Source organism: Steroidobacter agaridevorans (assembly GCF_009932555.1).
GTDB lineage: Bacteria > Pseudomonadota > Gammaproteobacteria > Steroidobacterales > Steroidobacteraceae > Steroidobacter > Steroidobacter agaridevorans.
Genome location: NZ_BLJO01000007.1, coordinates 423,985 through 448,258, shown reverse-complemented (window position 1 = coordinate 448,258; position 24,274 = coordinate 423,985). Strand labels below are relative to the sequence as shown.

Here is a 24,274-nt window from a genome sequence, read left to right as displayed (position 1 = left end):
ATTTCAGGGATTGGAGATCGGTGCGGGACTCGCCGCCGTCACGGATTGTTCCGTCGGAGCGGCTGCCGGCGTCGCTGCCGGAGCAGGAGCAACCTCGGCCGGCGGCGGAGTTGGTGGCTCTTCTGCAACCAACGCCGCGACGTTGATGACGCTCGGATCGTCCCGCAGTTTCAGATACAGCCCTTCCTTGCTCGGACGCGGCACCGGCAGGGCACGTCCCGGAAAGCCGACGGGCACGGCAACCGGCTCTTTGAACTCGGCAGTGCTGGCGATCGAATCGACCAGAAACAGGTTGGCGCCGGTGAGCTTGCAGGACTGCGTGGCATCGGACGGACATTCCAGTTCTTTCAGCACGGGCAGTCGCACCAAGGTCACGAGCGGCTGCCAGTCGCCCGCGACACCTTTGTTCACGACCCGGAACTTCAACGGTCCGAACGCCGAGAAGCCGAAGGCCTTGGTGGGATCGAACGTGGCGACCGCGACTTTGCTGTCGGCGAGCGTGAGTGTGCGATTGGCGAAGCTCAGCGTGGTCGAGAGCGCTTCATCGGCGCTGGCGACTTCGATGTTTGCTTCGCGGCTGAAGAAGGCCGGCGACTTCGCACGCACCGAGAAGATGAGCTGTGCATCTTGCGGCAACTGGTTCTCGCTCGCGAGCTGGATATTGCTCGTGTTGCCGCCCGACGCGAGTTGCACGCTCTTGCCGACCAGTTCGACGCGCGGACGCGGCGCGGCCACGGCGACGTTCACTGGATAGCTGCGGCCATCGTGAAGCGTGACCTTTCCTTTCGCAGTCTCGCCTTGCTGCAAGCTCGGCGCCGGCGCGTTCGACGCGTCTGCTCCTTCGGCAAGTTTCACTTCCAACTGCAGCTGATCGCTCTGCGGATTGGTGACGGCGCTCGAAGGGACGAACTCGAGCCCCTTCAACGACAGGCTGGCCACGTCGCTGAGCCGGCTGCCTTTGAGAAGGCCGTGCGATTCGCCTTCATGCAGGGTGAAACTTTCGAAGCGCCCGGCTTCGGGATAGGCGCGCAGCTCGACCGGATGCGGCTCGCTCGAACCGAATTGTTTGACGAACAGCGTCACCGCGCCGGGCTGCGCCTGTTGCAAGGGCAGGGTGATCTCGACCTCGTTCGCCTTGACGGGCGACCAATCCACGCGCAGCTCCTTACCGGTGGGATCCTTCACCATGATGCGGTCGATGCACGCGACGCTGCCGGCTTGCAGGTGAATCGTGTTGGCGCGGCCGACGATCAGTGAGCTGTCGTCCTGCGAAGCGGGCGTCCAGGTTTGCGAGTGCGTGTTGACCAGCTGAAAGCCGGGTCCGTCGAACTTGTCGAAGCCCCAGTAGCCATGCAGCGAGCCTCTGAAACGGTCGGTGAGCGTCGCGGCGCCGAGCGAAGAGGTATCGATGAGGAAACCGCCTTGAGTGGCATCCGCCGTCGCGGGCAGCTCGATCGCTTCGCCATTCTTGCCGGTCACGCGAAGAACCGTGTTGTGCGCGTATTCGGTTGCGAACACGAGCGGCGCACCTTCGACTGGCAGCACGAGCCGGTCCTTGCGCGCGCAATAAATATCTTTCGGGCTCACGGCATGCAGCGGCGGCGGCAGCGCATCTTCCACGGCGGGCAAGGCTGCGACCAGCACGGACTTGGGGTTCTGAAATGACGGCGGTGTGTTGAGCGTCAGCGTGAGCTCTTTATCCACCGCGGTCGCGAGCGCCGGAATGTACTGATAGTTGGCGACGCGGAACGAGTCGAACAGCCGGCCCAGATCCAGCAGCGAAGAAATATACGGGCTGTAGTAGCCGTAGTCCGCTTGCGGTGTGTGGCTGGCCGCCATGACCAGGTCGCTCGCCGGACCGGTCGTGAGCGCCTCGACGATGGACATGCTGTGGCCGTCGTTGAGAATCAACGTTTCCTGTCCCTCCATCAGGCAGGGCGCCTGCAGCTGCGGCAGGCGGTCGAGACATTTCTCATCGACGCGGATGCCGAGGCTGCGCGCCAGCAGCGGCGTGGTGTCCTTGAGCACCGCCGGGTTCGCGGCGTTCAGATGGCGAATCGAAGTGAGATAGCGCTCGAGCCGCGAGCGATCGAGCGTTGCCTGGTTCAGATCCTGCGTCGAGCGCACGAATGCGCCCGGCCGGCCGCGCACCGCGTTGACCAATGTCTTGAAATCGCCGCCGTCTTCGGGCGCCAGAAAGATGAGGGCCTGTTGCGCGCCCTCGGGAACGGTGACGGTGAGCCCTTTGCCGGCGCAGGTTTTCTTCCAGGTCTCGCATTTGAAGAACCAATCCTTCGGCGGCGGATTGGTCGGGCCGCGCAGGAAGCTGAGCACCAGCAGATAGTGCTCGGACTGCGACTGCGGAAAATCGGCCTTGATCCACAGCTTGTCGCCCTCGGCCAGGTGCGGCACCTGAGCGATCGGCAGCGTGGTTTTATCCCGGGAAACGGTGACCTCGAGCGTCGGCCCGCGCAGGTCGAACGGAGCGTTGGTGGCCGCGTGGGCGGAGGTGACCGAGAGAACCGCGAGGGTCGAAAGCCATCGGCGAAGTCGGGAGCTCATGGGGGCGAATCGTAGGGCAGAGCGCCGCAACGGCCAACCCGCTTGACAGCCCCCGGCGCGGGTTTTTTTGCTCACAAATCAAGGTCGGGGCCCAGGCCGATCAGCTCCCGTTCAGCTTGGGCCCCGCGAGCTTCACTGCTTCGCCGCCGGCGTCGGCGCGGGCTTCTCGATGCCGAAGCGCTCGACCAGCGCGTCATATTGCTGACGCGAGATCGTGATCATGGCGCCATGGCGGACTTTCGGCGGCAGGCTGTATTTGTCCCAAGTCGAGAAGAACGTGTAGCCGGAGATCTGATACCACGGGCCCGAGAGCTTGTCGGCGACCGACAGGCCGTATGACACGCCCGGATACTGCTCGTAGTAGAGATACCAGATCTCGCCATTCGGCGAAGGAATCAGCATCGGCGCTTCGCGGAAGTTCGGGCTGAGCGGCGGGCTCAGGTTTTCGTAAGGGCCGAGCAGGTTGTCGGAGCTGGCGATGCGGATGGTCTTGCCGGTGACCCAGTCGAGCGTCGGATAGGTTTCGTCCTTGATGATCGCCCAGTACTTGCCTTCGGCCTTTCTCAGGAACACATCGATCGTGCCCATCTCCCACGGCAGCAGGCGCTTCGGCGGCGCCGAGAATTGCTTCATGTCCTTGGAAGTCACATACAGCGTGCGCTGGCTCGCCCAGTACCGCTCGGCGTCCTCCTTCGTGCCTTCCAGATGCGGCGTGTGCCACGTCATCACGAACTGCTTCGAAGGCTCGTCGTAGTAAAGCTTCGGCGCGCCGATTCTCTGCAGCGCCTGCGAGTAGCCGGGCGTCGCTTTCAAGTCGGGCGTGTAGGTGCTGAAACGTTTCCATTCGATCAGATCGCGGGACGACCAGATGTTGATGGTCGGCGACGAATCGCTCTCGTTGCCCGCGATGTAGTAAGTGCCGTCGGGGCCGCGCGCGATATCGGGATGGCCGCGATAGTCGTCGGTGATGCGCTTGCCGTCGTTCAACCGATACCAGTGCAGGCCATCGAGACTGACGCTGTAGTAGAGGCGGCCGTAGTCGGCATGCGTCATGTGCGCGAACAGATAGGCCTCGTTGACCGGTTTGTCGCCGGGGCGGACCTGGCCCGGCGGATCCGGTTGACGCGCCAACGCGGCGGCCGCGAAGAGCGTCGCCCCCAGCAGCAGCGGTCGAAAAATCTTCAATGCAATCATGGTAGTTCCCCCGTCGGTACGGGTCACAGACTAGCTCGAACGGATTTATAAGACAAATAATACTTGTCAGATTTTAGCCTGTGTGTTTCAGTACCCGACCATACGCGCATCAAGCGCACCGTCACGTCGTCCTTTTGGGGGTTAAAGGCAGCATGAGGCTCAGAAATTCGTTCCTGTATTCGGTGTCGGCACTGACACTGCTCGGCTCGGCGAGCGCATTTGCTCAGGAAGCCGCACCGGCCGCAGGCGTCGAGCAACTCGAAGAAGTTGTCGTCACCGGCATCCGTCAAAGTCTCGAGCGCGCCGCCGAGATCAAGCGCGAATCGGCGCAGGTCGTCGATTCCATCGTCGCCGAAGACATCGGCAAATTCCCGGACGCGACCACCGCAGCGGCGCTTCAGCGCGTGCCCGGCGTGCAGGTCACCGTCGGGGCCAATAACGAAGTCCAGGGCGTTTTGATCCGTGGTCTGGGCGATATTCTGACGACGCTGGACGGCCGCGAGATCTTCTCGACGACCGGCCGCGGCTTCGCCGTGCAGGATCTGCCGGCCGAAGCGCTGTCGCGCGTCGACGTGATCAAGAGCAGCACCTCGAACCTGATCGAAGGCGGCATCGCCGGCGTGACGGATCTGCGCCTCCACAAGCCGTTCAACTTCAATGAGCGCACGTTCGTGGCGACTGCGCGTGCGAACTATCCGGACAACGTCGACGAAGTGAACCCGCAGTTCGGCTTCCTCGCGACCGATCGCTGGGATGTCGGCAACGGCGAAATCGGCGCGCTGCTCAACGTGACCTGGTACAAGAACGACTTCGATCGTCCGATCTCGTTCGTCGCCGAGCGCCGCAGCCTGGTCGGCGCGCCGCACGGAGAAACCGGCGTGCTGGCGCCGAACACCTTCGGCGGCTTGAACGATTACGGCTGGTACGAGCGTCCGCAGGCGAACCTCGCCATCCAGTGGCAGGCCACCGACAACCTCGAGGTCTACTTGGACGGCCTCTATGCGGGTTACCGCGACGAGCAACAGTCGGCGTTCGTCGCGACGCCGTTCTTCTTCGCAGAGACGCAGCTGGAGAGCCTGGAGGTCGATGAGAGCCGCTGCTTCCTGTCGCGCGTGACGCCGGGTGGATTCAACCCCAATCTGAACGACCTCGGTCGGAAGGACGCGGAGGGCAATCCCGATCCCAATTTCGACACGGACACGCTGTGCAATATGGAGTCCGCGCGTTTCTCCAACGTACGCGGCTTGACCAGCACGCAGGCCAAGAAGCAGGACGTCGATAACTATCTCGGCGCGATCGGCTTCAAGTGGAACAACGGCCCGACCAGCGTGAAGTTCGATACGGCGTACCAGCGGTCCGAGCGGGAGTTTTCCAACGTCATCGTCGACATCGGCAAACACATCACCGTCGACATCGACACCGATGTGAACGAGGGCGGCATGACCTGGCACCCCGGCAATCCGCTCGGCACGGAAGGCGGCTGGTTCCTGCGCAATGGCTTGAACCAGAACTTCGAAGAATCCACCGGCGAATTGTGGCAGACGCGGCTCGATTTCCGTCACGAGCTGGATGGCGCGTTCGGCTTCATCCGCGCCGTCGAGGCTGGCGTCCGGTACGCCGATCGCAGCGCGCTGTTCGAACAGGCGCAGCTCAATGTGGGGGCGCCTGGCGGCGACCTGGCCACGTCGCTGGACGGTCTGCCGCTGCCGGCTGACTTCCTGGTGCGCTCGCCCGGTATCGATCGCATCAACAACGGCGCGTCGGTCCTCCTGCCGAATCCGGATTACCTGCGCTCGGCGGCGGGTCGCGATGTCCTGCGCCAGATTTATGGCGCCCCGACGGGCAATCCGGCGTTCCAGCCGCAGCGCCGCTTCGATGCGTCCGAAGACACCTACGCCGCTTACTTCCAGTTGGATTATTCGGTCCCGGTCGGCGGTCTGACCATCGATGGTCTGATCGGCGCGCGTCCGACGCGCACGGAGCGGCACATCGAAGGCGCCGGTGTGGTGAACGACGTGGTGGTTCCGCGCATTGCGGACACGACCGACACGGAGGTGCTGCCAAACGCGAGCGCCCGTATCGACTTCAACAATGGCTTCCAGGCTCGCGCGTCGTACGCGAAGACGATGCGTCGTCCGGAGTTCAACGCGCTGAATCCCGGTCTCAACTACATCGTTGCGACCAATCCTTCCGTGATCAACTCCGGCAACGCCGGCAACCCGAATCTGAAGTCGCAGATCTCGGACAGCTACGACGCAACGCTCGAGTATTACTTCGGGCCGAGCATGGTGTCGGCCGCGGTGTACTACCGCGATCTCAAGGATCGCGTGATCACCGCCCCGAACACGGAAACGATCGATGGTATCGACTACAACATCAGCCGTCCGCGTAACGTCGGCGCCGCCACGCTGCAGGGTATCGAGGTGAGCGGCCAGACGTTCTTCGATTTCCTGCCAGGCGTCTGGTCCGGCTTCGGTGCGTTCGCGAACTACACGTATGCGGACACCGAAGTGAAGGGTGACGACGTGCTGGCGGGCTTCCCGCTGCAGGGCGTGTCCAAGGACAACTTCACCGTCGGCTTGCTGTACGACAAGCTCGGCGTGTCGGGGCGTCTGGTGTACACAGCGCGTTCGCGTTACTACGATGCGGATATGACGGGTACCAACGTCGCCCGTCCGATCGAAGCGGATCGCGTAAATGATCTGGAGTACATCCCGACGGTGTTGAACTATGTGCGGCCGGGTGGCCGTCTGGACTTCAGCATCGGCTACGACATCACGGACGCCATCCGCGTCGATGTCGGCGGCAGCAACATCCTGCGCAACCGGTACAAGAGCTACTTCGACGTCGATTGGCTCAATCGCGACTTCCGGTACGACGACACGATCTACACGCTCGGCGTCCGCGTCCGGATGTAAGCGATGGCAGTGAAGAGCTTGCTCAAGCAGGTTGGAGCGGCGCTGGCAATCGGCGCCGCGCTCTGGGCACAGACCTCATCGGCGGCGCCAGCCGCCGATGAGCGTCCGAACTTTCTGATCATCATGGCCGACGACCTCGGTTATTCCGATGTCGGCGCCTATGGCGGTGAGATCGATACCCCCAACATCGACCGCCTCGCATCGGGCGGGCTGCAGTTCACGAACTTCTACAACTCGGCGCGCTGCTCGCCTTCGCGCGCCAACCTGCTCACTGGTCGCTATGCGCATCGCGTGGGCATGGGCGAGAACGGCGGCAGCATGTCCGTCGACGTGCGCACCGTGGCGCAGGAGTTCAAAGATGCTCGCTACCGAACCGCAATGGTCGGCAAGTGGCATCTCACGCGCGCGACGCCGCTCGCCGATCCGGCGGAGCATTTGAAATGGATCAATCATCAGGCGTATCTCGACCGTGACTTCGGCGATCGCGCGACCTATCCGGCGGCGCGCGGCTTCGAGACTCACTATGGTTTGATCTGGGGCGTTTCCAGCTTTTTCGATCCGTTCTCGCTGGTCGAAGGCTTCGAGCCGGTGCGAACCGTGCCGAAGGATTTCTATCTCACCGACGCGCTCAGCGATCGCGCCGTGAGCGATATCGAATCGTTCGCCAAGGACGAGCGTCCGTTCTTCATGTATCTCGCCTACACCGCGCCGCACTGGCCGTTGCATGCGCCCGAGAAGGCGATCGCGAAGTATCGCGGCCGGTACGACGGCGGTTGGGAACAACTGCAAGAGGCGCGTTACGCCAAGCAGGTGAAGCTCGGTCTCATCGATCCGAAGACCGCGCCGAAGACGCAACTGTCCGGTGACTGGGCGCAGAATCCGGAGAAGCCGTGGGATCAGTTGAGCCAGGCCGAGCGCGCGCAGGCATCCGCGAAGATGTCTGTGCATGCGGCCATGATCGATGTCATGGATCAGGGCATCGGCCGGGTCATCGACGCGCTGAAGCGCACCGGCCAATATGAGAACACGGTGATCGTGTTCGTCTCCGACAACGGCGCCTCGCCGGAAACGATGACGAGCACTCGGGGCTATCAGCCCGGCTACGATCGTCAGAGCGAAACGCGTGACGGCAGAAAGATCCATTACGGCGTCGATCAGCCGGCGCTGGGATCGGCGACCAGCATGGCCGGCATCGGCTCCTACTGGGCGAATGCGGCCAACACGCCGTGGCGCTACTGGAAAGCCGAAGCGTACGACGGCGGCGTGCATACGCCGTTCATCGTCAGCTGGCCGAAAGGGCTCAAGCTGAAGCCGGGCACTCGCGTGCACACGCTCGGCCACGTCATGGATATCGCGCCGACGTTCTATGAGCTGGCCGGCGTGAAGCCGCGCACCGAAGGTCAGCCGCCGATCGACGGCATCTCCCTGACGAAGGCGTTGGCCGGCAAGAAGATGTCACGCGGCAAGCCGCTGTTCTTCGAACACGAAGGCTCGCGTGCCGTGATCCTCGACGATTGGAAACTGGTGGCGCGCGCGCCGGGGCCGAAGTCGAAGGTCTACGCGCCGTGGTCGCTCTATCATCTGAAGACGGATCGCACCGAAACCCGCGATCTGATCGAATCGGAACCGAAGCGCGCGGCCGCGATGGCCAGGCTTTGGAACGAATGGTCTACGTCGGTTCACGCACGTCAACGAAGCGAGCCTTGATGAAAGATCGAGTTGGGCAAGGAGCCGCAGCGCTGGCGGTGATGCTGGCGCTGTGTGCGTCGACGGCACTCGGTGAAGCAAAACGCAAACCGCCCGCCGATGACATCTTTCTCGATCATCCCTCCCAAGATAAGAACGCGACGGTGATGCCGTCGGCGACTGCGCGGCCCGTCGAGTCCTTGTTCTCATCCCGCGCGTTGCTGGATGCGTCGATGGTCCGCTCCTCGAACAACGAGTGGTTTCTGACGGGCACGGTGCTGCGTGAGATGCCCCGCGACGGCATTCAACTCTGGACGTCGACGGACCGACGCAACTGGCGCTCGCTCGGCATCGTTCATGCGAAGGGCGAGCGGGTCACGGCGCCGGACGTTTCTGTTCGCGGCGAATCGCTCTATCTCACCTATACGGATGCGGCCGGCTGCGCTCGCGTAGCGCGTGGCTCGGCAGCCAAACCCGCCGAGCCTTACGTGGGCTCACCTTGTCTCGTCGAGAATGCTTCAGACACTTCGTTGTTCATCGATGACGATGGCTCGGCGTATCTGCTGTGGGGCGGCGGGATGATCGCGCGCTTGCAGCCTGATATGCAGCGTCTCGCTGAGACGCCGCGCTTTCTGAAGCCGGATCCAGCACTGTTTGCGACCAACCCTCCGCCTGGAAAAGACTGGCCGGTGCGGACGCGTGTCGGTTCGGCGGGCGCCGCAATGTTCAAAGACAACGGCCGCTACGTGCTGATGGCCAACGAAGTCACGGGACGCATGCGCAGCCCGACCGACGATGTGTTCATGGCGGAAGCGCCGACGCCTTATGGTCCGTTCTCGTTCCGTTATCTCGCCGTTCCTCACGCTGGGCAATCGTCCATCGTACGGGATGAGCAGGGCGCGCTGTACGCGAGCTACAACCCGAAGTGCGAAGACGATTTCTCGATGTTCTGCGAGCAGGTCGGCCTGGTGCCGCTGGAGCGCTCGCCGGACGGACGTCTGCGACAGTCGGCAAACATTCTGACCGAGAACAGTGCGGTCGCGTCGGCGCGTGCGCTGCTCACCAGCGAGACCATGCGCGATCCGTCCGTCGCGCTCGGCGGCGACGGCCAATATTATCTGGTCGGCACGCAAGGCGGTTTCGGCTACGCGTACCCCGACGGCGGCATCTCGTTGTATCGCTCGGCGGATTTGAAGACCTGGCAGAAGGGCGGGACGATCTTCAATTGGAAAGGCCTGGGCCGCACGTTCAAGAGCACCGCCGAGCTGTGGGCGCCCGAGATCACCTGGGTGGAAAGCGACCGGACCTACTACATCGCGTTCTCCATCATGGAGCGTAATGTCGGCGGCAAGACCTGGATCTATCGCTCCAAGACCGGCAAGGCGGAAGGCCCGTATGAAAACGTCGCGCGCGAAAACTTCGTGCAGGGCATCGACGGGTTCCTGTTCGAAGATGGCGGCGATCTTTATTTGCTATGGGGCGGCGGCAACCTCGGCAAGCTGAACGCGAAGCGCGACGCGTTCGATGGGCCGGTGCGCCGGCTGGTCGATACCGACGGCGCGCACATCGGCTACGAAGGCAACGCGCTCATCAAGATCGGCGATACCTATTTCGTGACCGGCGCCGAGTGGAACGGTCCGCTGCGCACCCATGGAACCTACGACATGATGTACGGCAGCTCGAAGTCTCTCTTCGGTCCCTACACCAAGCGCAGGCTTGGCGCTCCGCATGCCGGTCACGGCACGCCGTTCCGAGACAAGGAAGGTCGCTACTGGTCGACGATGTTCGGCAACGACGTGACTTCGCCCTGGCGCCGGCAGTTCGGCCTCATCCCGCTGGAAATCGGCGACGACCGGGCGATTCGCGTGCCCGGCATCCAGCGCTAGAGGCTCCGCAGCCAGGCGTGCCCGGGGTGGCAAACCTCGAGTGCTTGCGCCAGCCACAGCCGGTCCGCCGGTTGTAGCGTCGGCAATGTTTGCTCGAAGTCGTCCTGATCCTTCGAGCGCGGATTCTTTGCTTTGTAGAGCAATACCACTGGCGGGCAGAGATACGGGATGCCGCCGATCGACCGGCGGCTCATCGCCGACAATGGCAGCGAGATGGAGAGGTCGCGGCGGAACAGCCAGTGAGTCTCGGAGGCTTCGTTCAACAGGAACTCGAGCCGAGTTCCGTTACGCTCCGCGTGTACTTCGTGAATCGGCAACTCGAGCTGTTCTGATTCCATCCATGGCTGCTGTAGTCCATGGGCCCTCTTGGATAGAGACCAGCCGGAGAGGAATTGCCGAAGACTGTGCTGATCCCGCCGCAGTACTGCGACGTCGATGTCCTGGTGAGCGCGATAGCTCTCGCCTCGATGCAGATCCAGTGCCCAGCCCCCGGCAATCCACCAGGGAGCGTCGCATCCAGCGAGAATCTTGCAGACGAGAGCTAACGCGTCCAATCAGGATTGCGGCCGGTTCGTTTCCGGGAGCTGACCGAGAAAGTCATTGAGGCTGCGACGGCCGTCCTGCCATTCCTCGTAGCGGCGGGGCGCTTCGGGGATGCCGCGGGCGGTGAGCTCGATGCGAGTCGAATTGGAGATGGCGCGAAGGTCGTCGCGGCTGATGGGAAAATAGATCTGGCTCGATCCCGGAATGGGCAAGGGCAGCGCCTGGCTGATGCCCAGCTCCGAGACTTCGCCGGTGTGCGGCGTGAGTGCGACGCTGCGATCGCCCAGATTCACTTCGACTTGTTTGAAAGCGCTCTTGAACGTCCCGGACTCGTCGGACCAGGGCTCGGATGAGCCCCACAGGATGGCGACCAGATACAGCTTGCGCTCGCCCATGCGATTGACTTCGATCGCGGTCAGCTGCGCGTAGTCCCGCTCATTCAGACTGGGCGCAGGCTGGGCGCGGATCAGGACGAGCGGTTCGGTCTGAGCGGTGATCGTGACCGACGACTTGGGATCCATCCAAGACTTCACGGTCGGCTGCGCCGCGCAGCCCGCCAGCATCAACGTCAGAAGCAGCGCTGAATATTTCATGGAGGACCCCACAGGCCAGGATGGGCTGATCTTACAAGAAGCGCCGGATCAGCTCTCCGGTTCCGCCAATGCCGACAGCGCGTCGATCTCCCGCTGACACTGCGCCGCCTTGGAGCGCTCGTAGATCAAGGAAACGACCAGCCAGACGACCAGCATTCCGAGCACACCCCAGGGCGCAGATGTTCCTCGGGTCTGCGGATCGCCGAAGAAATTCCAGCTCAGCATGGCGATGACGCCGGGCGCAATCGGCAGCAGGTACCAGCGCCACAGCGTCCGATGGATATCGCGCTTGCGCTCCAGCTCATGCTTATAAAACGACAGGCTGGCTTCGCTGGATTTGGACGGGTCGGTCCGGAACGACGCGGTCCGCCGATGCCATTGCCACCCGCTGTAAGCGCCGCCGATCAGTATCAGGGCCGCCGCCGCTTTGACCCACGGATGCGGCGCCATGAGGATGACTACCAGGCATCCGGCAAACCCCAGCACGCCCGCGCCCTGCTCGAGCCAGTTGCGGATGCGGAAGGCTCGATGCAACTCGCCAGAGCGATGGCGAACATAGGAAACAGACATCGCGGGTACCTCCGTGGATTGCGCGCGCCAGAGAGCTTTGATGGGATCGTCGTTACGCTCGGTCATGACTGATGTCCCTCGTACAACTGTACGAGCAGGCGTTTGGCTCGATGGATTTTTACGCCGACGTGACTCACGGACAGGCCGGTGACTTCGCTGATCTGCGCGGTGTCCAGGTCATCCAGATACAACAGCACGATCTGGCGATCGAGCGGCTTGAGCTGGCCGATCAGCTTGTTCAGCAGGCCGAGCCGCTGCTCATCGTCGAGCTGACGGGCCGCATCGTGCGGGTCGATGGGCTCGATGATTTCTTCCAGGTTGCAGAGCTCGCGATGGCTCAGGCGCTGGCGTCGAGTGACATGTCGGGCCGCCAGGTTGTGCGCGACTCGATATACCCAAGTGCCGAGCGAGCAGCGGCCGTCGAAGATCGCAAAGCTGCGCCACAGCTCGAGATAGATCTCTTGTTGCAGATCCGCCCGCAGCTCGCGATTGGCTTCGTTCGCGCCGACGATGCGCGCTATGGCCGGCCCAAATTCGGCGAGGGCGCGGGCAAACAGTCGATCCGCTTCATCGGTGGTTTGCGCGGGTCGAGGCAGCGCGTCCAAAACTGTGTCGGGTGAAAGGCCGTCCATGCATAGTTAGTTCGCGCTGCCCGGATTTTCTTACAACCGATTCAGTTGCCGGTCGACGGACTGCATTTCTCCGGCGTGTACGGCTCGCCGCCGGCATCGAGCGCGCTCACGATTTTTTCCATGCGCTTCACGTTGGCGTAAGTGTCCGCCAGGATCAGCTTGTTCGCGCAGGGCAGGGCGACCAGGTGGCCGTTTTGCGGGACCAGCGGGCGCAGCACCGGCACCAGCATCGCGGCCGGCACGTTCTTGACCGAGAGAATGCGAGTCACGTACTCGGCGCTCGCGTAAGAACCGTCGCCGCCGGTTAGCACCGGGCCGGCAAACTGCCGCGAGTTCGCATCGGGCACGACGCGGACATATTTGCCGTCATCGACAGCAGAGAATCCGTTCAGCTCCAGCACGGACAGCAGCGTGGGGTAGTCGAGGTTATCGGGGTCGAGCCCGATGACCGTCACATCGCCGACAACGCGCCGCTCGACCAGAAACTTCTTGCCGGTTTTCCTGGCCGTGCCTGCGATCACTTGCGTGATCGGAACAGCGCTGGGACTGGCCGGAGCCGGGCTTTCCGCTGGCGCGTGAGGGGCGCTCAGCAGCGCAAGAACGGCACAGGCGTGCGCAAACAGGCAGGCGCGGGACTTCATCGGGGGACACTCCTTTCGGGGATGAGATCGGATTCGGAAAGTGTTTGCGTCGGGCGGGACCGCTGTTGCTGCGCGTCTTGCTCATCGAGGCGAACGAAGCCGGAGTCGCCGCGAGCATAACGCTCCATTGACTGCAGTTCGCGCATCAAGCCATAGGCATCGACCACGCGAGTGAGGTGGGTCAGGTTCACGTACAGATAGATCGGCCGGGCGAGCGGATAGGTGCCGTCCGCAAACGCCGCGGTGGAGGGCTCCGGGCCTTCGAGGGCGCTGACGGAGAGTTGGCCTCGATTCTCGCGATAGAACTCGTAGTCCACCAGCACGAACGCATTCGGGTCGGCCCACAGATTCTGGGGAATCAGCGAAGCGGTTTGCTCGACTTCCGAATAGAGACGATCGTCACGCACCGTGTGGCATAGATCCGCGTGCAGGTCCGGGTCGGCGAGGCGCAGCCTTTCGATAGATCGCTGTGCGTTGCAGCCACGCTCGAGCAACGCCGCTGCGAAGAGCCGATGCAGGGGAGTGGCGCGAGCGGGTCCAAACAGCGCGATGGGGCGATATTCGAGCTTGCCATCGATCTGGTCCCAGGTGATGTTCGGGTTGTCGATGAAGCGCGCCGGTTCGAGTGGATCGGGGATCTTTCTCGCAATCGCAAGATATACATCGCTCGCCGACAACTTCATGGGCGTGCTGTCACGACCGCCGGTGAGCACCAGCGCCTGATAGCCGAGCTTCGACTCGATGATTCTGTCGATGCCATTGCGACGGCAAGTTGCAAACTCAGCATGAGCGATGCGGCGCGACGCTACGACCATATCGAACTGCCGAGCGTTGCCGGGCGCGCACAGCCCGGCAAAAGCAGCGTCTGCTTCGATTGTCTGGGTCCGCGGCTCGGCGCCGAGTTTGCCGGGTGGCCGGCGGGCCAGAACGCTGAGTACCAGAGCATCCGTGAGCGGCGACACTGCAATCCGCGCTGGCGGTTGCGATCGGATCAGCCCGCCCTGCGTCGTCTGCTCCGGGGTACTCGGTGCGGCGGCGGCGGGACCTTCTGTCGTCGAACCTGGCTGAGCCGGGAAACCCATGTTTGCTGGCGAGCCCGCCGGTTCGTGTGAGTTGTCATTATCAAACGGGGTCGCGCCGTTGCCTTCGGGCACGAACCCGGGGCCGAGAGAGCGCGGTCGATACGCGGTCGAGTCCGACTTTGCGGCGGCCATCTGTGTCTGCGCTTGCGATTGCGCGGGCTCCGACTTCTCGGACGACTGCCTTTCGAGAACTAACATTCCGCTCGCGAACGCCGACCCGACGATCAGAAACACCAGGGCGCGGGTCCGCCGCGACCAGGAGCGCCGCTTGGCTTCTGCGTCCTGCGCCTGCAGTTGCTGTTTGAGCCGACGCGCGAACTGGGGCGGCGGGTCGCGGCGAAGTGCTTTCAAGAATTCGTCATGCATCGCTGCTTCCTGTCGTCACCATTGCGAACGCAGCGTCTGAACGATTCGATACAACGAGGTGCCGACGTTCGATTCGCTCAACCCGGTGAGGCGCGCGATCTCGCGATTGTTGAGCGCGGCGCCATACTTCAATGCGATCAGCTCCTGCTCGCGCTCGGGCAGTCGGGCGGTGAGCCGGCCCAGTCGTGACAGATCGGAATCCCGGGCGGCTTCCAGTTCCGGCGTGATCTCGGCGGCAAGATCGACGGCCGCATCCAGCGGCGCGTGCGGGTGCCGGGAGCGCAGGTAGTCGATGCCCACGTTCTGAGCGATCCTGAACAACCAGGTCGAGAAGCCGGCCAGGTCGCGCCGATAGCGGGCACGGGCCGACCAGGCCTTCTCGAAGGTGCGGGCGGTCAGATCCTCGACCTCGGCCTCGCCACCCAGCCGGAACCGGAAATAGTTGTAAATGCGTGGCAGCTGATCCGCGTACACCGCGTCCCAGTCCACTTTGTCCGCCGGCTCCCGGGAGCCGGCGTTGGCCATGTCCATCTGTTGCGAGACCATGAAAGCTATATACGACGCGAGCCCGGAAGTATCACGGCAACACGTGCAAAAGCGGTGTCAAGCTGGCCTGCCGGGGATGATTCCGTCAACATAGCGGCGAGGTAAACCATCCCATCATGCGATCCGTAGCTATTCTGCTCGTTCCCGGCATCCTCGCCCTGGTCGCCGGCTGCGGCGAACAACGCGGCCCGACCGTCTATGTCCTCGACGGACAGCAAACGGTCGAATTGAAAGCCACGGCATCGCCCATGAAGGTGCCACCCGGCGGGCAGGTGGTGTTGCACGTCGAGCGCCGCACCACCGGACAGTGGAAAAAGATTTCGCGCAGCGAGCTCACGCCCGGTCAGTGCTGGGTGTATCGGCCGCCGGTCGAAGTCGAGCCCGAAGTGGCGCACAGCGTGCAGTGGGAAGTGGTCCCCGAGAACGCCGTCGAGTTCCACAGCGAATACCAGCTCGATCAGTCTCGCGTGGCGACCGTGCGCGCGTCCGGCAAGGTGTCATTGACGCCGCTCGACAAAGTCAAATGCGAAGAAGACCGCGTCGTGGCCGGCAATACGATCGAGATCGACGCCTCCTGATCTAGCGCGTCAAGCGCCGTTTTGCGCGCGCTCCCCGGTTTCGCGCCGCTCCCGCTGAGAATTATCTTGCCGTCTCGGGCAGCCGGAGAATGTGGCGCACTCGATATCAGATCGGGCTGACAGCCAGCAAGCAGGGCAGCGGCGGGTTTTAGTCAGGGGCGCGTTCTTATCTACTATGGCGGGCTACGCCGGGTTGAGCTGGAGAATCGGGTCGAGATGGATGCGCCGGGACAGGCACGCCGCGGCGAGAGCGCGGAATCGGAGCAAATAGCGCTGCTTTCGCGCCAGTTTCGTCCTGCGCTGGGGCGATTCTTCGGTAAACGCGTCAAGGAACAGCACGAGATCGACGACCTGGTCCAGGACGTGTTCGTGCGCCTGGTGCGCAAAGTGCAGGCCGACGGCTCGCAGATCGTCGCCGGTTACGTCTTCCAGACCGCGCAAAGCGTGCTCAACGACTGGCTGCGCAAGCGCCAGGTGCGTCAGTCGGCCGCGCACGAGCAGCTCGAAGTCGAGCTGCCGAATCTCGAGGACGATGCCACGCCCGAACGCGATCTCGCCGGCAAGCAAAGCCTGGCGAGCGCGACGGCGGCAGTGCTCGAACTGCCGGAGGTCACGCGCACCATCTTTCTTCTGCGGCGGCTCGAGGGCATGCGCTACGCCGACATTGCCAAACGTTTGCAGATGCCGATGAGCACGGTGGAGAAGCACATGGCGCGCGCCGTGGCTCATCTCGATCTGCGTTTGAACGGGAAGTCATGATGCGCGCTCGTCCCGTCCCCGCAGATCTGTCCTCCGCCGAAGCGGCCGCGCGCTGGGCGGTGCGCCTCGATGGCGACAATGTCTCCGACGAAGAGCGTCGTGCCTTCGAGGCCTGGCGCAGTCGATCGGCCGAGAATGCCGCGGCTTACGAGCGTGCCCTGGCGGCGATGCATGTCTTCGATGCCTCGCCCGAAGATGCATCGTTGGATGCGCTTCGTCGGGCGGCGCTGCGTTATCAATCGGAACGTTCCTGGCTCGGGGTCAGAGCGGCGGCGGCGGCGCTCGTGCTGCTGTTTGCTGGTCTGGGAGCTCTCATCGTCGCTGGCGACGGTTCCAATTTGTTTCGCGGCGGTCCCGTCGCTTCGCTTTACGAGAAGGGCGCGGCGGATTACGTCACCCGACGCGGCGAGAAACTCGATGTGACATTGCCGGATGGCTCGGCGCTCACGCTCAACACGGAGACCGACCTCGATGTCGTTTTCGACGGCCGCCGGCGCACCGTCGAAGTCCTCCGCGGCCAGGCGTTTTTCAATGTCGCGAAAGATCCGTCGCGGCCGTTCGTCGTGGTGGCGGGCGGCAAGCAAATCGTCGCGGTGGGCACGGCTTTCGATGTCCGGCTCGATCAGGGACGGGTCGAGGTGCAACTCGTCGAAGGTCACGTCGTCGTCGAGAATGCCGAGCCCTCCGGTTCCGCGTCGCCTCCGACTCGAGACTCCACAGCAAGCGTTCATCTCAATCCCGGCGAGGCGCTCGTGGCGACCGACAAACAAGTCGTGCGCGCGGCAGCGGAAGATCAGGAACGTTTGCTGAAATGGCGCGATGGGCTCATCGAGTTCGACAACACGTCGCTGGCCGATGCGGTCGCCGAGTTCAATCGCTACTCCGCACAGACCATCAGCATCGACGATCCGCAGGTCGCGAAGCTGCCGATCTCGGGTGTGTTTCGCACCAACAGCCAGCGCAAGTTCCTGGAAGCCGTGACCAGCTTGCATCCGGTCACGATCGAATATCGCGGCACCGACCGGTTCGCCCTGGTTCCGCGCTGACAACGCTGGCGGTTTTTCGAGCGCTGCACGTTCTTGGAAATATAGAGCCGTATGGCCGTCAGCAGCGAAGGGGGAAGAGTGCACAAGGTTCAATGGGCCACGGGTGGAGTCTGCGCGCTCGCGCTGGCCGGCAATGCCTTCGCTCAAGTCAGCGAGCAAACAACGATCGAGATCGAGAGTGGCAATCTTGCGCAGTCGTTGACGGCGCTCGGGCGGCAGACGCAAACGGAACTGGTGTTCGATCCTACCGTCGTTGCGGATCGCAAGGCGCCCGGCGTGCGCGGCTCGATGACGGCGGATCAGGCGCTGGAATATTTGTTATCGGGAACGGGGCTGCGTCACGAACGCACTTCGTCCGATGTCGTGCTGGTGCTCGCGAGTGCGCAGCAGTCGTCATCGACACGGACGGCGCCTGCGGAAGAACAACCTTCCCAGGATAGCGGCGGAGATGACGGCGGCCAGGAGAGCGCGTCGACATCGGAGCCCGTGCTCGAATCGGTCACCGTCGTCGGCATCAGAAAATCCATTGCCGACGCCATCGATGTGAAGCGCGACGCCACGCGCATCATGGATTCGATCTCGGCCGAAGACATCGGCAAGCTGCCCGATCAAAACATCGCCGAGACGTTGAGCCGGATTCCCGGCGTGCAGGTGACGCGCGTCGAAGGCGAAGGCAAGTCCATCACCGTGCGCGGCCTCGGCCTCAACAAACTGTTGCTGAATGGCAAGAGCTTCATCGGCAGCGCTCGCAACGGCGATCCCAATCTGTCGGATGTTTCGCCGGAGCTGCTGGCGGGCGTCGACGTGATCAAGGCGCCCTCGGCGGACCTGGTGGAAGGCTGGCTGGGTGCGGTCATCAACCTGCGCACCAAGCGGCCGCTGGATCTGGCCGATTCGGTCATCTCCGGCCGCCTGCAGAGCTCGTACGCCGATCGCGCCGAAGAGTGGGGCGAGAAGGTGTCGGGCTTCGTCGCGCACACATTCGCGGATCGCAAGTTCGGCGTGTTGCTCAGCGGCTCGTATTCCAACTCGACGGGTGCGAGCGATGTCTATCAATCCGGCGGCTGGACTCAAGTGTCCAACGTCGATGCGACCGGCGATGGCGTCAACGACACTTTCTTCCGGCCGCTGCGCCTGATGAGCTGGGCGAACACTTATGAGGACGAGCGCTACTCAGTGAACGCGTCGGCGCAGTGGCGTCCGATGGACGAGCTGACGTTCACGCTCGAAGGCGTGAAGTCTCGCCGCGAGACCGATCGGCTCCGCTCGACGCAGCAGGCCATTCTCACCAACAACATCACCAACGGCGTCATCGATGCCAGCGGCACGCTGGTCTCCGGCAACTATTCCGGCGTCACGGTGCGTCCGCTGATTTACGGCGGCGACTCGTACTCCGACAACAAATACCTCAGCGGCAACGCCCACTGGGCCAAGGACCGTTGGACGGCGAACCTCAACGCGTCGGTGAGCGAAGGTGAGGGCGCGGGTCTCGGCGGTGACGGCGGCAACAACAATTCGGGCAACGACAACGTGCTCGTGGCTCGCCAGCGCGCGGGCAACCTCGCCAGTGTTTCCTACGACGCGGCGGGCTCGAACGTTTCGCCGGACTACGGCTTCAATGCCAACTACGACATCTACGATCCGTCGCAGTACGAGATCTATACGACGTTCGATGTCGATTATGTCGCGGAGAACAAAGGTCACGACGCGGACTTCGATGTCGAGTATGAGCTCGACGGGTTCTTCAAGTCTGTAAAGGTCGGCGCGCGCACCGAGACGATCGAAGTGTTCGGCGGCAATCCGCTCTCGACCTATCCGGCGCTGTCCAGCCACGATCCGACACCGGGCTCGCCGTTGCTCGCAACCGAGGTGCCGGGGCTGAATTACTCGGGCGTCATCGGTGGAATGTTTCCTGGCGAAAGCGGCAGCTTTCCACGCCGCGTGCTCACCGGGTCGGCCGACTTCAACCAGATCCGCAGCGCGCTCGGCGCGACGCCGATTTCGTTCGACACTCCGGGCGCCAAGGCGACCATCAATCAGGTGGAGCAGACCACTGACGCGTTCTTTGCGATGGTGAGATTCGGCAGCGACCTGTTCGGCGTGCCCATGACGGGCGATCTCGGCGTGCGCCAGGTGAACGTCGACCGCGAATCCTTGGGCTACACCATCGTCGGCAATCAAGCGATCGAGGCGCGCGCCGGCAAGTCGTTCTCCGATACACTGCCCAACCTCAATCTCATCTTCGACCTGCGCGACGATTTGCGATTGCGGTTTGCCGCGGCCAAGGTGGTGGCGCGTCCGGACCTCACGAGCACGGGCGTGGGCATTTCGCTGCAGCCGGTGTCGATGACGGGCTTCTCAGGCAATCCCGATCTCGATCCGTTCCGCGCCACGCAGTTCGATACCACGGTCGAGTGGTACTTCGCGCCGGCCAGTCTGATTGCGGTCGGCGCCTTCTATAAAGATGTTTCCGCGTTCACGACGTCGGTGGAAGTGGTCGAGGAACATCCGGAAGCGCCGAACAACACGCTCACGGGGCCGGCGGCGTACACGTACATCATCGGTCGGCCGGTGAATGGCAAGGACGGCGAGATTCAGGGTGTCGAGATCAACTATCAGCACGCGCTGACCATGCTGCCGCAGCCTTTCGATGGCTTTGGCTATGCGTTCACTTATACGTACGCCGATAGCGAGACGCCGGAGAAAGATGAGCTGACGGGCCAGACGTTGCCCATTCCGAACTCATCCGAGCACAGCGCGAACGCGGTCGTGTACTACGAGAAGGGGCCGTTCAGCGGACGCGTCGCGTACAACTATCGCAGCGAGTACATGACCAACGGCGGCTCCATTGCCTCCGGCGGCAGCAACTATGCCGATGCCCGCGGGCAGGTCGACGCCTCGGCGTCGTTCAGAATCAACGACAACTTCCAGCTGACGTTCGAGGGCGTGAATCTCACGCGCGAGATCAACAGTTTCTATCGCACCAACCCCGGCCGGTTGTACAGCTCGTATCTCGACGACCGGAGAATTTACTTCGGTGTGGCGGCGACGTTCTGATGCGCACGCTCGCTGTATTGGCACTCGGCCTCGTTGCAGGTTGCACGGGTTCGGCACGGCAAGGCGATGCGAAAGTCGCCGACCTCGTCATCTACGGCTGCACACCCGCCGGCCTCACTGCCGCAATCACCGCCAAGTCGCGTGATCGCAGTGTTGTCTTGCTGTGCCCCGAGCGGCACGTCGGCGGGATGACGACCAACGGGCTCGGGTGGGCCGACACGGGAAATCACGCTGCGATTGGCGGCATGGCGCGACGTTTCTATCAAGACGTCAAAACGCACTACCAAGCCGTGGGCTTCAAAGGTATCGCAACCTCGCAATCCAAAACCGAAGGCGAGGAAGATGCGATGTGGGTGTTCGAGCCGCACGTCGCCGAGACGATCTATTTGCGATGGCTGAAGGACGCGGGCATCGAGCCCGTGTTCAACGCAAAGCTGCGTCTCGATTCCTCTGCTGTTGAAAAGCGCGACCAGCAGATCGTCTCTATCCAAATGCTCGACGGCGCGCGCTACACCGGCCGCGTGTTCGTCGATGCCACCTACGAGGGCGATTTGATGGCGATGGCTGGCGTGAGCTTCACGACCGGCCGCGAAGGCAACGCCATGTATGGCGAGGATTACAACGGCGTGCAGACCGCCAACGCCGAGCAACACAACTTCGAGATCGACATCGATCCGTACGTGAAGCCTGGCGATCGCTCCAGTGGCCTCGTGCCTCTGGTCGAGCCGGGTCCGCCGGGTGAGCAGGGCGCAGGCGACAAACGCATTCAGGCGTATAACTTCCGGCTGTGCATGACGAAGGATCCGGCGAACCGCGCGCCCGTGCCGAAGCCGGCGGACTACGATCCCTGGACGTATGAACTGCTGGGGCGCTATCTCGATGCCGGCTGGCGACACAAGTTCCGCAAGTTCGATCCCATCCCGAACAACAAGACCGACGTAAACAACTACGGCGCGATCTCGACCGATTTCATCGGTGGCAATTACGATTATCCGACGGCCGGCTACGAACGACGCCGCCAGATCTTCGAGGCGCACAAGAACTATCAGTCCGGCTTGATCTGGTTCATGCAGAACGATCCACGCGTGCCCACCGATGTGCGCCAGTCGATGTCGGAGTGGGGACTGTGCGCCGACGAGTTCGTCGACAACGGTCATTGGCCGCGTGAAATGTATGTGCGGGAAGCACGACGCATGGTGTCCGACTTCGTCATGACCGAGCGGCATCTCGAGGGTCAACTGCCGACGCCGCGTTCCGTCGGGCTCGGCTCGTACACGATGGATTCGCACAACGTGCAGCGCTACGTGAACGCGGACGGCTTCGCCCGCAACGAAGGCGATGTGCAGATCCATCTCGATCGCACCTACGAGATCAGCTACGACGCGATCGTGCCGCGAGCGGCCGAGTCGACCAATCTGTTCGTGCCGGTCGCCGTGTCCGCTTCTCACATTGCCTATGGCTCGATCCGCATGGAGCCGGTCTTCATGATCCTGGGTCAATCCGTGGGCGAGGCGGCAGTGCTGGCGATCGAGCAGGGCGTCCGCGTGCAGGATGTCTCCTATGAAAAGCTGGCGGCGCGCCTGCGCGATCGAGGCCAGCTGATCGATCCGGTCGGCGGCAAATACGTGCCAGCGCCGTCACGCTAGCGTTGTCCGAATTTGGCGGGTGTCTGCTGGCCGCCGAGGTCGATATGATCGGCTCTGGAGGTGCACGCACATGCCCCGTGGCCTGCTCTCTCGAGCCATCATGTTCTCTTTGCTCTGTGCTCCCGAGGCTGGCGCCGCTGGCGCGGGTTCGGACGACTATGCGTCCGCCCGGGCCCGGATGGTGAGTCGGCAAATCGCGGAACGCGGTGTTAGCGATGAGCGTGTGCTCGCAGCGATGCGCAAAGTACCCCGGCATGAGTTCGTGCCGGACAGCGAGAAGCGCTCGGCCTATCACGACACGCCGCTGCCCATCGGCGAAGGCCAGACGATCTCTCAGCCCTACATCGTGGCGTTGATGACCGAACTGGCGCGGCCTGCCGGGAATCATCGCGTGCTCGAAGTCGGCACGGGATCGGGCTATCAAGCGGCGGTGCTCGCGGAGATCGTCGAGCACGTTTATTCCATCGAGATCGAAAGCACGCTCGCGCAACGGGCCAGCGAAGTTCTGCAGAAGCTCGGCTACAACAACGTGACTGTTCGAGCCGGCGACGGCTATGCGGGTTGGCCGGAGTACGCGCCGTTCGACGTCATCATCATCACGGCGGCACCCGATCACATACCGCAGCCGCTGATCGAACAACTCAAGCCCGGCGGCCGCATGGTCGTGCCGGTCGGACCGATCGCCGCCACACAACAGCTGCGCGTGTTGGAAAAGAATGCGGCCGGCAAAGTCACCTCGACCGTCGTGGCGCCGGTGCGTTTCGTGCCGCTGCGAAGACGGCCGGACTAGGCTCAACATCTTCCCGGTTTACTTGGAAAACAAGCGGCGCTGTGAGTCGACTGCCGTTTGTTTTGTTGCGAGCGCCAGGCGTATAAGACGCGCTGGTCATCGCCGAGCGTGATGTCTTCGGCCCGCTCAGTTCTTGTGCAGGGCGCACCTTTGGAGTTTGTCAGCAGGATTACCCGGAGTGTAGCAGCAACGCCGCTCACGTCCTTTCTGCGTGATCGATCGTCAATCACTCCGCAGCAAACAACAGGAGCCTGCTCATGAACACGATTCTTCTACGGACGTCGTGCATAACCGCGTTGACGGTGGTTTCGGCGACGGCGGCCGCACAGGGCGAAGGACAGGGCAGCAGCTGTGCGGCGTTGCCATCGTATTCCCAGTTGAAAACGGCATTAACGGCGGCGCGCGAGCAAGCCAATGGCGGTTTCAACCTCGACATGTGGGGCTCGGTCGTCAACCGGGATGGCATCGTGTGCGCGGTCGCGTTCACCGGCGACGATCGCGGCGCGCAGTGGCCCGGCAGCAGAGTCATCTCCGCGCAGAAAGCAAACACAGCGAACGCCTTCAGCCTGCCGACACTGGCGCTGTCCACTGCGAATCTGTATGCAGCGGTGCAGCCCGGCGGTTCGCTGTATGGCCTACAGCACAGCAATCCCGTCGATACGCAGGTCGCCTATCAAGGCAACGCGTCTCGCTTCGGTCAGTCGAACGATCCGATGGTCGGCTCACGCATCGGCGGCGTGAATGTGTTCGGCGGCGGCCTCGCGCTCTACGACGAAAATCAGCAGCTGATCGGTGCGATCGGCGTGAGCGGCGACACTTCGTGCGCCGATCACAACATCGCGTGGCGAACGCGGCACGCATTGAATCTGGATTTCGTGCCGGGCGGCGTCAGTGCGCAGGGCGACGACAACATCAACTACATCGGCGAGGTGACGGATCCCAGCCTCGCGAACGATTTCTCGCACCCGATCTGCGCCATCGCCGGTGAGGACAAGGTGTCGGACATCAGCGCGAACCTGCCGCCGATCCAGGAGCCTGAAGAAGCTCAGTAAGAGCGGCGCGTGGCGGGCGACTTCGCCCGTCACGCTGCTTCGCAGCACGGTGCATATCGAGAGCGGGCCAGGGAACCCGAAGCGGGCGTGACGGTTACTCTTGAAGCCATTCGTTGAAGTTATTTTC

19 protein-coding genes are annotated in these 24,274 nt (G+C 63.0%); 10 read left to right on the top strand and 9 right to left on the bottom strand.

Features of this window, described 5'->3' with window-relative positions:
• Positions 1-3: 3 nt before the first annotated feature.
• Both GYH35_RS25500 and GYH35_RS25495 read right to left on the bottom strand, forming a co-directional pair.
• A complete protein-coding gene (locus GYH35_RS25500; RefSeq protein WP_161811633.1) occupies positions 4-2,562 on the bottom strand; it encodes a hypothetical protein in 2,559 nt (852 codons plus the stop codon).
• Between the two features lie 132 nt (positions 2,563-2,694).
• Complete coding sequence (locus tag GYH35_RS25495) at positions 2,695-3,756, bottom strand: glycoside hydrolase family protein (RefSeq protein ID WP_161811634.1); 1,062 nt, start codon at positions 3,754-3,756, stop codon at positions 2,695-2,697.
• Between the two features lie 152 nt (positions 3,757-3,908).
• Here GYH35_RS25495 and GYH35_RS25490 point away from each other — a divergent pair, with 152 nt between their 5' ends.
• From GYH35_RS25490 to GYH35_RS25480, 3 genes are read left to right on the top strand one after another with little or no spacing between them, the layout of a single operon-like run.
• A complete protein-coding gene (locus GYH35_RS25490) occupies positions 3,909-6,674 on the top strand; it encodes a TonB-dependent receptor (RefSeq protein ID WP_161829863.1) in 2,766 nt (921 codons plus the stop codon).
• A gap of 3 nt (positions 6,675-6,677) precedes the next feature.
• Positions 6,678-8,381 (top strand): arylsulfatase, encoded by a 1,704-nt coding sequence (locus GYH35_RS25485; protein ID WP_161829862.1) that lies wholly within the window; start codon positions 6,678-6,680, stop codon positions 8,379-8,381.
• Entirely contained in the window at positions 8,381-10,246 is a 1,866-nt protein-coding gene (locus GYH35_RS25480) for a family 43 glycosylhydrolase (protein WP_161829861.1), read from the top strand. Before GYH35_RS25485 ends, GYH35_RS25480 begins: the two co-directional genes overlap by 1 nt.
• Here the strand turns inward: GYH35_RS25480 and GYH35_RS35515 are convergent.
• The 7 genes from GYH35_RS35515 to GYH35_RS25445 are packed head-to-tail and all read right to left on the bottom strand — an operon-like array spanning position 10,243 to position 15,219.
• The gene (locus tag GYH35_RS35515) at positions 10,243-10,800 is read right to left on the bottom strand and encodes a nucleotidyltransferase domain-containing protein (RefSeq protein ID WP_161811638.1); all 558 of its coding nucleotides are present in this window, start codon (positions 10,798-10,800) and stop codon (positions 10,243-10,245) included. The two genes, GYH35_RS25480 and GYH35_RS35515, sit on opposite strands and share 4 nt — an antisense overlap.
• Complete coding sequence (locus GYH35_RS25470) at positions 10,801-11,382, bottom strand: hypothetical protein (protein ID WP_161811639.1); 582 nt, start codon at positions 11,380-11,382, stop codon at positions 10,801-10,803. It lies immediately after the preceding gene.
• Positions 11,383-11,430: 48 nt separating this feature from the next.
• Entirely contained in the window at positions 11,431-12,018 is a 588-nt protein-coding gene (locus GYH35_RS25465; protein WP_161829860.1) for a hypothetical protein, read from the bottom strand.
• The gene (locus tag GYH35_RS25460; RefSeq protein ID WP_161829859.1) at positions 12,015-12,584 is read right to left on the bottom strand and encodes an RNA polymerase sigma factor; all 570 of its coding nucleotides are present in this window, start codon (positions 12,582-12,584) and stop codon (positions 12,015-12,017) included. The genes GYH35_RS25465 and GYH35_RS25460 overlap by 4 nt, the downstream gene beginning before the upstream one ends.
• Before the next feature lie 41 nt (positions 12,585-12,625).
• A complete protein-coding gene (locus tag GYH35_RS25455; RefSeq protein ID WP_161829858.1) occupies positions 12,626-13,225 on the bottom strand; it encodes a secretin N-terminal domain-containing protein in 600 nt (199 codons plus the stop codon).
• On the bottom strand, positions 13,222-14,673 hold the full coding sequence (locus GYH35_RS25450; RefSeq protein WP_161829857.1) for a substrate-binding domain-containing protein: 1,452 nt from the start codon (positions 14,671-14,673) through the stop codon (positions 13,222-13,224). Before GYH35_RS25450 ends, GYH35_RS25455 begins: the two co-directional genes overlap by 4 nt.
• A 15-nt stretch (positions 14,674-14,688) precedes the next feature.
• Complete coding sequence (locus tag GYH35_RS25445; RefSeq protein ID WP_161829856.1) at positions 14,689-15,219, bottom strand: RNA polymerase sigma factor; 531 nt, start codon at positions 15,217-15,219, stop codon at positions 14,689-14,691.
• A gap of 116 nt (positions 15,220-15,335) precedes the next feature.
• Between GYH35_RS25445 and GYH35_RS25440 the strand changes: the two genes are divergently transcribed.
• From GYH35_RS25440 to GYH35_RS25410, 7 genes are all read left to right on the top strand, one after another.
• A complete protein-coding gene (locus GYH35_RS25440) occupies positions 15,336-15,797 on the top strand; it encodes a hypothetical protein (RefSeq protein WP_161811645.1) in 462 nt (153 codons plus the stop codon).
• 216 nt (positions 15,798-16,013) lie between these two features.
• Positions 16,014-16,556, top strand: a complete 543-nt coding sequence (locus GYH35_RS25435) for an RNA polymerase sigma factor (protein ID WP_161829855.1) — start codon at positions 16,014-16,016, stop codon at positions 16,554-16,556.
• The gene (locus tag GYH35_RS25430; protein ID WP_161829854.1) at positions 16,553-17,602 is read left to right on the top strand and encodes a FecR family protein; all 1,050 of its coding nucleotides are present in this window, start codon (positions 16,553-16,555) and stop codon (positions 17,600-17,602) included. The genes GYH35_RS25435 and GYH35_RS25430 overlap by 4 nt, the downstream gene beginning before the upstream one ends.
• 78 nt (positions 17,603-17,680) lie before the next feature.
• Positions 17,681-20,659 carry a TonB-dependent receptor gene (locus GYH35_RS25425; protein WP_161829853.1) on the top strand — a complete coding sequence of 993 codons (2,979 nt, stop codon included), beginning with the start codon at positions 17,681-17,683 and terminating at the stop codon, positions 20,657-20,659.
• Positions 20,659-22,305: an FAD-dependent oxidoreductase gene (locus GYH35_RS25420; RefSeq protein ID WP_161829852.1), complete on the top strand. Its 1,647-nt coding sequence runs from the start codon at positions 20,659-20,661 to the stop codon at positions 22,303-22,305. The genes GYH35_RS25425 and GYH35_RS25420 overlap by 1 nt, the downstream gene beginning before the upstream one ends.
• A 100-nt stretch (positions 22,306-22,405) precedes the next feature.
• The gene (locus GYH35_RS25415) at positions 22,406-23,095 is read left to right on the top strand and encodes a protein-L-isoaspartate(D-aspartate) O-methyltransferase (protein ID WP_161829851.1); all 690 of its coding nucleotides are present in this window, start codon (positions 22,406-22,408) and stop codon (positions 23,093-23,095) included.
• A gap of 257 nt (positions 23,096-23,352) precedes the next feature.
• Positions 23,353-24,147: a GlcG/HbpS family heme-binding protein gene (locus GYH35_RS25410; protein WP_161811650.1), complete on the top strand. Its 795-nt coding sequence runs from the start codon at positions 23,353-23,355 to the stop codon at positions 24,145-24,147.
• The last annotated feature ends 127 nt before the right edge of the window (positions 24,148-24,274 follow it).